Raw genomic sequence first — 6,384 nt, forward strand, 5'->3', positions numbered from 1 at the left:
GGTCACGTCCGTCAAGCTGGTGTAATTTCCCAGATGGCCTGAGGTCATGATCAGGCGGCTTTTGTGGTAATGCTGAGAATGGGGTCGATCTCCTCCTTGTCGATCTGAGCGAAGGCCTCGACCATCATGTAGCGGCTCGAGGTCTGCCATTCGTCATTCTGCTCGAACAGCACCGCGCCGATCAGGCGCATGATCGAGGCTTCGTTGGGGAAGATCCCCACGACATCGGCGCGGCGCTTCACCTCCTTGTTGAGGCGTTCGAGTGGGTTGGTGCTGTGCAACTTGGTGCGGTGCTGGCGGGGGAACGCCATGTAGGCCAGCACGTCATGCTCACTGGCGTCCATCAGGTCTGCCAGCTTGGGCCAGCGGGTGCGGACCTGCTCCGCGACATGGCGCCAGGTATCGCCAGCGTGCTTGCGATCGGGCTGTTCGAACGCTTGCCGGATTGCTGCCGCGACCACCGTATGTTGGCCTTTGGAGACGTGGGCGAGTGCGTTGCGCATCCAGTGAACCCGGCATCTTTGCCAGGTAGCTTCAAAGATCCGTGCAATGGCGGCCTTCAGACCGGTATGGGCATCGCTGATCACGAGCTTCACGCCGTCGAGACCGCGGGCCTTCAGCGAGCGCAGGAAGTCTGTCCAGAAGGTCTCTGCCTCCGAGGGGCCAATGCCGAGGCCGATGATTTCCCGGCGGCCTTCGGTATTGGCGGCCACGGCGATTATGGCCGCAACCGAGACGATCCGCCCGCCCTGGCGCTGCTTGAGATAGGTGGCATCGAGCCAGACATAGGGCCACTCCCCCGTGAGCGGGCGGTTCAGGAACTCGCCGACCCGTTCATCGATGTCCTTGCACAGCTTGGAGACCGTGCTCTTGGAGATGCCGCTCAGCCCCATGGCCTGCACGAGATCATCGACCCGGCGGGTCGAGACGCCGCCGATCCAAGCCTCCTGGATCACGGCAACCAGTGCCTGTTCCGAGGTCTTGCGGGCTTCGAGGAAGCCGGGGAAGTAGCTGCCCTGCCGCAGCTTCGGCACCCGCAGATTCAAAGTGCCCAAGCGGGTATCGAGCGCGCGTTCGCGATATCCGTTGCGCCAGGTTGTACGGTCTCCGCTGCGCTCGTGCCGGCCGGCGCCGATCAGGCCGTCAACATCGGCTTCCATGATCAGCTGAAGAACCGCCTCGGCGATGCTGCGCAGCAAATCACCCTGATCGTGCTTTGCCAAAAGCTCGGACAGGTCCATGGTGGTCTTGGTCATCGGGGACTCCGTATGGTCCGGGGTTGAAGCGTCGAAACTCCACCTCGATCATACACCTCGATGGCCACCCGAGATTACACCGAACGTGTCGGTGAAATTACACCACGTCCGCGGACACTACCGAAGTTCTTGATGACCAATGCCGGGGAACTTGGCTGTTCGTCGCGGCATGGCCGGGTCTTCCCGCGCTTTTTCTGTCGGGCAACAGGGGCGCAATATACCCCGCGCGGGATCAGGAAGTTGAGTTCCAGACGCCCGGCATGGCTGTGACTGGTCCAGAGGATGGGCGGACGCTGGTGCCGCGGGATGCCGGCGAAGACCGTATCCTCGAATTCGCGCATCAGCCTGTCAAGCGTGTCATCCAAGGCCGAGTCCCGCCCTTCGAACTTTTCGAGGTCGATGTCTTCCGGGGCGAAGCTGAGGACACCCGAGCTATAGCGATGCTTGAAGGGCAGGCTTGCGATCATCCGGCGCACGAGGTCCGGATTGCCGCGCAAGATCCGGGGCACAGGCTTTCGGTCTTCGGATATCTTGCGACCATCCGGCAGCTTTTTCGGGAACGACGTTGCCGTCAGATACCTGATGGCCGAGACCCCGGTTGCGTCCTCGGCCCCGGTGTGCTTGGAGAAGGTGATGATCATGACCGCGCCCTTTCATCGATCAGTTCGCCGTCCAGTGAGAAGGCCTTTTGGATGTCGCGGGCGATCAGACGAAGATGCAGGGCGAGCGTCAGGATGTCGGCATCCTGCTTGTGGGTGTTCACATGCCGGGCGAGTTGGTTCAGGTTGTTGCCGATCGTGGCCAGCAGATAGTTCTGCCGCCGCAGTTCGCCCGCATTTACCTTGGTGTCGGTTTGGCTGACCACAATCGCGTCCCGACACGCCGTGCGCATCAGATCGGCCATGGTCATGTCGGCCTCCTGCGCCTTGCGCTCGATGTCGGCATATTCGGCGTTGGACAGACGGATGTGAAAGATCCGGCGGGGATCGGGATGTTTTCGGCGTGCCATGCTAGCTCCTGTGCTATGACAGAGGCGCTGCATGCATCGGGGGATCGAAGGGGGTGTCCCCCTCGCAAGCTTTCCGTCCACACACAGCCCTCAGGCGTAGGTGTGTGGACGGAAAGGAGCCTTGCTCTCTGGGAATCAAATCCTCTGAATCGCCTGTGAGGGACGTTTCCATTCGGAAAGTATGGGGACGGGAAAAACCATCGCGCCCTCGTATGTGGCCTGACTATACCTCACATTCCGGCGCATGATGGCACCGTGGTCATCGCCGAAAGACCGGCTCCGACCGAACGACTCGCGGCTTCGAACGGAGAGAGCCGTCGCAATCTCGGACGGCGGATGAGGGTCAGAAATGGTCAGCCAGGGCCTGGCGGCGGTGGCACCGAAGAGGTCCAGCCGCCGCATCACGGCACCTCGAGGATCGCCCAGGCCGGGGCGTGGTCGCTGGCCTTGGGCCTGCCCCGCACCGCGCGATCCACGCCGGCATCTTGCAGCGTCGAGGCGAGGCGCGGGGAAAGCAGCAGATGATCCAGCCTGAGGCCGGCGTCGCGTTCCCAGGCGTGACGCAGGTAATCCCAGAAGGTGTAGACGGCGGCATCGGGATGCAGGGTGGCGATGGCATCGGTCCAGCCCTGCCCCAGCAGCGTCTGGTAAGCCTTGCGGACCTGCGGCAGGAACAGCGCATCGTCGCGCCAGCGGTCGGGGTTGTAGACATCGCGCTCGGTCGGGATGATGTTGAAGTCGCCCGCCAGGATCACCGGGATATCCAGGCTGAGAAGCTGCCGGGCATGGGCGGTGAACTGCTTCAGCCAGGCCAGCTTGTAGTCCAGCTTCGCCCCCGGCGCCGGGTTGCCGTTCGGGGCGTAAAGGCAGCCGACCAGCAGGCCGTTGACTGCCGCCTCGATATAGCGGCTTTGCGACGGATCGGGATCCTTCGGCAGCCCTCGCCGGGTCAGCACCGGCTCGCCGATCCGCGACAGGATGGCCACGCCGTTCCAGCGGCTTTGCCCGTGCCAGACGGCGGCATATCCGGCCTCCGCCAGGCGCTTTTCGGGAAACCGGGCCTGCGCGGCCTTCAGCTCCTGCAGGCAGACGATGTCGGGCTGGGCCTCGGCCAGCCATGCGAGCAGCCCGTCCAGGCGGCCGTTGATGCCGTTGACGTTGTAGGTGGCGATCTTCAGGGCCCTGCCCTCCCCGTCAAAGCAACCGGCCCTGCGGCTCGTCGGGCGCGTCAGGCGGCAGCACCATCAGCGCATCATCGGCGAGTGGACGCTGCAGCGCGCGGGCCTCGGGCCAGTCCGCCGTCATCCAGATTTCGATCTCGACCTCGGTGGTGAGAATCACCGGCATGGCCTTGGGGTGGATGGGTTTCACCACAGCGTTCGGCTCGCAGGTCAGGAAGGCGAAGAGCTGATGCGCGCCGTGCCGGGGCGTCTTCATCGAACCCCTTGTGCCGGTCCACGGCGTCCAGATGCCCGCGAAGAAGAACAGCGGCCGGGTCTCGTCCAGGGCGAACCAGTGCAGCGGCTTGCGTTTCGTCGCCGGGTCTGGCTTTACCCCATATTCCGAGAAGGCGGAAGCCGGCACCAGGCAGCGGTTCTCGACCGCGAGCCAGCGGCGCCAGTGCGGACTGGACGTGTTGCGGATATTGGTGACGCCGGCATCGGGCGCGCCCTTCGCCTTCAGGAATTGCGGCGGCGTCGGCATGCCCCAGGTCAGCCGCGCCAACTCCCGGCCGTCCGGCGTGTTTCGCACCACCGGCGCATCCCGGTCGGGATAGACGTCGAGGTTCGGCTCCAGGTTGCCGAGGCTGTCCTGCATCACTCGGGCCATCTCGCGGACGGCCTGCTGGTTAGTAGTCAGGTTGTAAAGATTGCAGATGGGACGACCCTCCTTGGCATGGGGCTTGGCACCTCGGACGCCAGCATAACGCCGGGCTGCGGACAAGATATCCCCAAGTCATGTTTGCCTCCCTGTTGACAGGCTCGCCTGTCAGGAACAAAACAGGAACATATCTGTTCGACTCTCACCCTCCCCTGGAGCCCAGCCTTTTCATGCCTGCCCGGTCCTTCAATCCCGCCCTCGCTGCCCTGCGCGACCAGATCGCCCGGATGGACGGCAACGGCGGACCCACGCGCGGCGTGCTGCCCTTCGGGCTGCCCGTGCTCGACCGGCGGTTGGCGCAGGGCGGGTTGGCGCTCGGCTGCCTGCACGAGGTGGCCGGCGGCGGCAATGGCGCGGTGGATGGCGCGGCGGCCGCCTGTTTCGCGGCCGGGATCGCCGCGCGGCTGCCCGGCCAGGTGCTGTGGTGCGTGACGCAGGCCGACCTCTTCGCACCGGGCCTGGAACAGGCCGGGCTGCCGCCGGATCGGGTGGTTTATGTCGAGGCCGGCGACGATGTGTCCGTCCTGGCTTGCATGGAGGAAGGACTGCGCCATGGCGGGCTTGGCGCGGTGGTCGCCGATGTGGCCCGTCTGTCGATGACCGCCTCCCGCCGGCTGCACCTGGCCGCTAAGGCATCCGGCACCACCGGCATCGCCCTGCGCCGCTGGCGCAGGTCCGCAGATGCGGCGGATTTCGGGCAGCCCACGGCGGCGATGACCCGCTGGCGGGTCTCGGTCCTGCCCTCGGCCGCCCTGCCGGTCCCCGGTGTCGGTCGCGCCCGTTGGCTGGTGGAACTGATCCGGGCGCGGGCAGGCGAAAGTTTTGACGTGGAACTGGAGGCATGCGATGGCTCGGGTCATCTCGGTCTTCCTGCCGACGTGGCCGGTGGACCGGCTGCGGCGGCAGGCGGGCGACGCGGCGCCTTCGGCTGAGGCGCCGCTGGTCCTGGCGGGCCGGGTCGGCAACCGCCGCCTGGTAACGGCCACCGATGCCGCTGCGCAGCAGTTGGGCCTGCATGTCGGGATGCCGGTCAGCAAGGCCCAGGCCCTGGTGCCGGGCTTGCGAGTCGCGCCTGCCGATCCGGCCGAGGATGCCGCCAGCCTTGAGCGGCTGGCGCTGTGGGTGCTGCAACGGTTTTCGCCCATCGTGGCGGTCGATCCGCCGGACGGGATCGTCATCGACTCGACCGGCGCCGATCACCTGCATGGCGGCGAGGCGGCCATGCTGGAGGCGCTGATCGGTCGGCTGGCGATGTCCGGCGTCACCGCGCGCGCCGCCGTGGCCGATACCTGGGGGGCCGCCCATGCCCTGGCCCGGTATCGGGCCGATCCGGTCTTTTGGGCCGAGCCGGGCAGTGCGGACACCCTGCTGGCCCCCCTGCCCCTCGCCGCGCTGCGCCTGCCGCCCGCGACCGTGGCCGGACTGCGCAGCTTGGGCTTCGTCCGCATCGGCGATCTGCTGGGCCAGCCGCGCGCGCCGCTGACCCGGCGCTTCGGCCCCGAACTCTGCCGAAGACTCGATCAGGCCCTCGGCCATGCCAATGAACCGATCGAACCGCTGCGCCCGGAGGGCCTGGTCGAGGTGCGCCGCAGCTTCGCCGAACCCATTTCCGCCGCCGAGACCATCGCTCGCTATATCGGCAAGCTGGCCGTGCAGCTTTGCGCGGCCCTCGAAGAGCGCGGCCTTGGCGCCCGGCGCCTCGACCTGCTCTGCTGGCGGGTGGACAGTCATATCCAGACGGTTCGCGTCGGCCTCGCCCAGCCGCAGCGCGATCCGAAGCGCCTGACCCGGCTCTTGTGCGACAAGATCGAGACCATCGCGCCTGGCTACGGCATCGAGATCCTGTCGCTGGCCGCCACCATCGCCGAGCCGTTGGCGGCCCGGCAGGCGGCCAGCCGCCTGATCGAGGAACCGGCGGCCGACCTTTCCGGCCTGGTCGATGTGCTGGCCAACCGCGTCGGCGCCCGCGCCGTCTATCGCATGGCCCCGGTAGCCAGCGACGTGCCCGAACGCGCTGTCGCCCGCATCGCCGCCCTGGCCGAGCCTGTCGGCGCCGGCTGGCCGGATCACTGGCCGCGCCCGTCCCGCCTGCTGCCCCGGCCCGAGCCGATCGAGACCATGGCGCTGCTGCCCGACCATCCGCCGGTCTGGATTGCCTGGCGCGGCATACGCCGCCGGGTCCGCCGCGCCGATGGCCCCGAGCGCGTCTTCGGCGAATGGTGGAAGCGCGACGCCGAG

At 66.9% G+C, this 6,384-nt stretch carries 7 protein-coding genes; 2 read left to right on the forward strand and 5 right to left on the reverse strand.

Annotation, left to right across the window (positions count from 1 at the left end):
* Positions 1-50: 50 nt before the first annotated feature.
* The 5 genes from ACTJI6_RS23330 to ACTJI6_RS23350 form a co-directional block, all read right to left on the reverse strand.
* Entirely contained in the window at positions 51-1,256 is a 1,206-nt protein-coding gene (locus ACTJI6_RS23330; protein ID WP_440803160.1) for an IS256 family transposase, read from the reverse strand.
* 74 nt (positions 1,257-1,330) lie between these two features.
* The gene (locus tag ACTJI6_RS23335; protein WP_440804115.1) at positions 1,331-1,897 is read right to left on the reverse strand and encodes a hypothetical protein; all 567 of its coding nucleotides are present in this window, start codon (positions 1,895-1,897) and stop codon (positions 1,331-1,333) included.
* The gene (locus tag ACTJI6_RS23340; RefSeq protein ID WP_440804117.1) at positions 1,894-2,265 is read right to left on the reverse strand and encodes a plasmid mobilization protein; all 372 of its coding nucleotides are present in this window, start codon (positions 2,263-2,265) and stop codon (positions 1,894-1,896) included. Before ACTJI6_RS23340 ends, ACTJI6_RS23335 begins: the two co-directional genes overlap by 4 nt.
* A gap of 401 nt (positions 2,266-2,666) precedes the next feature.
* Positions 2,667-3,443, reverse strand: coding sequence for an exodeoxyribonuclease III (gene xth / locus ACTJI6_RS23345; protein ID WP_126156121.1), 777 nt, complete (start codon positions 3,441-3,443; stop codon positions 2,667-2,669).
* Between the two features lie 16 nt (positions 3,444-3,459).
* Positions 3,460-4,143, reverse strand: coding sequence for an SOS response-associated peptidase (locus tag ACTJI6_RS23350; RefSeq protein ID WP_440804122.1), 684 nt, complete (start codon positions 4,141-4,143; stop codon positions 3,460-3,462).
* A gap of 173 nt (positions 4,144-4,316) precedes the next feature.
* Between ACTJI6_RS23350 and ACTJI6_RS23355 the strand changes: the two genes are divergently transcribed.
* Both ACTJI6_RS23355 and ACTJI6_RS23360 read left to right on the forward strand, forming a co-directional pair.
* Positions 4,317-5,078, forward strand: a complete 762-nt coding sequence (locus ACTJI6_RS23355) for an ImuA family protein (RefSeq protein ID WP_440804119.1) — start codon at positions 4,317-4,319, stop codon at positions 5,076-5,078.
* Positions 4,993-6,384: Y-family DNA polymerase (locus ACTJI6_RS23360; protein ID WP_440802584.1), on the forward strand; the 1,392-nt coding region annotated here is incomplete at its 3' end. The genes ACTJI6_RS23355 and ACTJI6_RS23360, both read left to right, overlap by 86 nt.

The sequence above is a fragment of the Paracoccus sp. 22332 genome, from assembly GCF_052045125.1.
GTDB lineage: Bacteria > Pseudomonadota > Alphaproteobacteria > Rhodobacterales > Rhodobacteraceae > Paracoccus > Paracoccus haematequi_A.

Bases quoted from the DNA above. Each gene is read 5' to 3' on its own strand.
- ACTJI6_RS23330 (WP_440803160.1), bottom strand. From the start codon at position 1,256: ATGACCAAGACCACCATGGACCTGTCCGAGCTTTTGGCAAAGCACGAT.
- ACTJI6_RS23335 (WP_440804115.1), bottom strand. From the start codon at position 1,897: ATGATCATCACCTTCTCCAAGCACACCGGGGCCGAGGACGCAACCGGG.
- ACTJI6_RS23340 (WP_440804117.1), bottom strand. From the start codon at position 2,265: ATGGCACGCCGAAAACATCCCGATCCCCGCCGGATCTTTCACATCCGT.
- ACTJI6_RS23355 (WP_440804119.1), top strand. From the start codon at position 4,317: ATGCCTGCCCGGTCCTTCAATCCCGCCCTCGCTGCCCTGCGCGACCAG.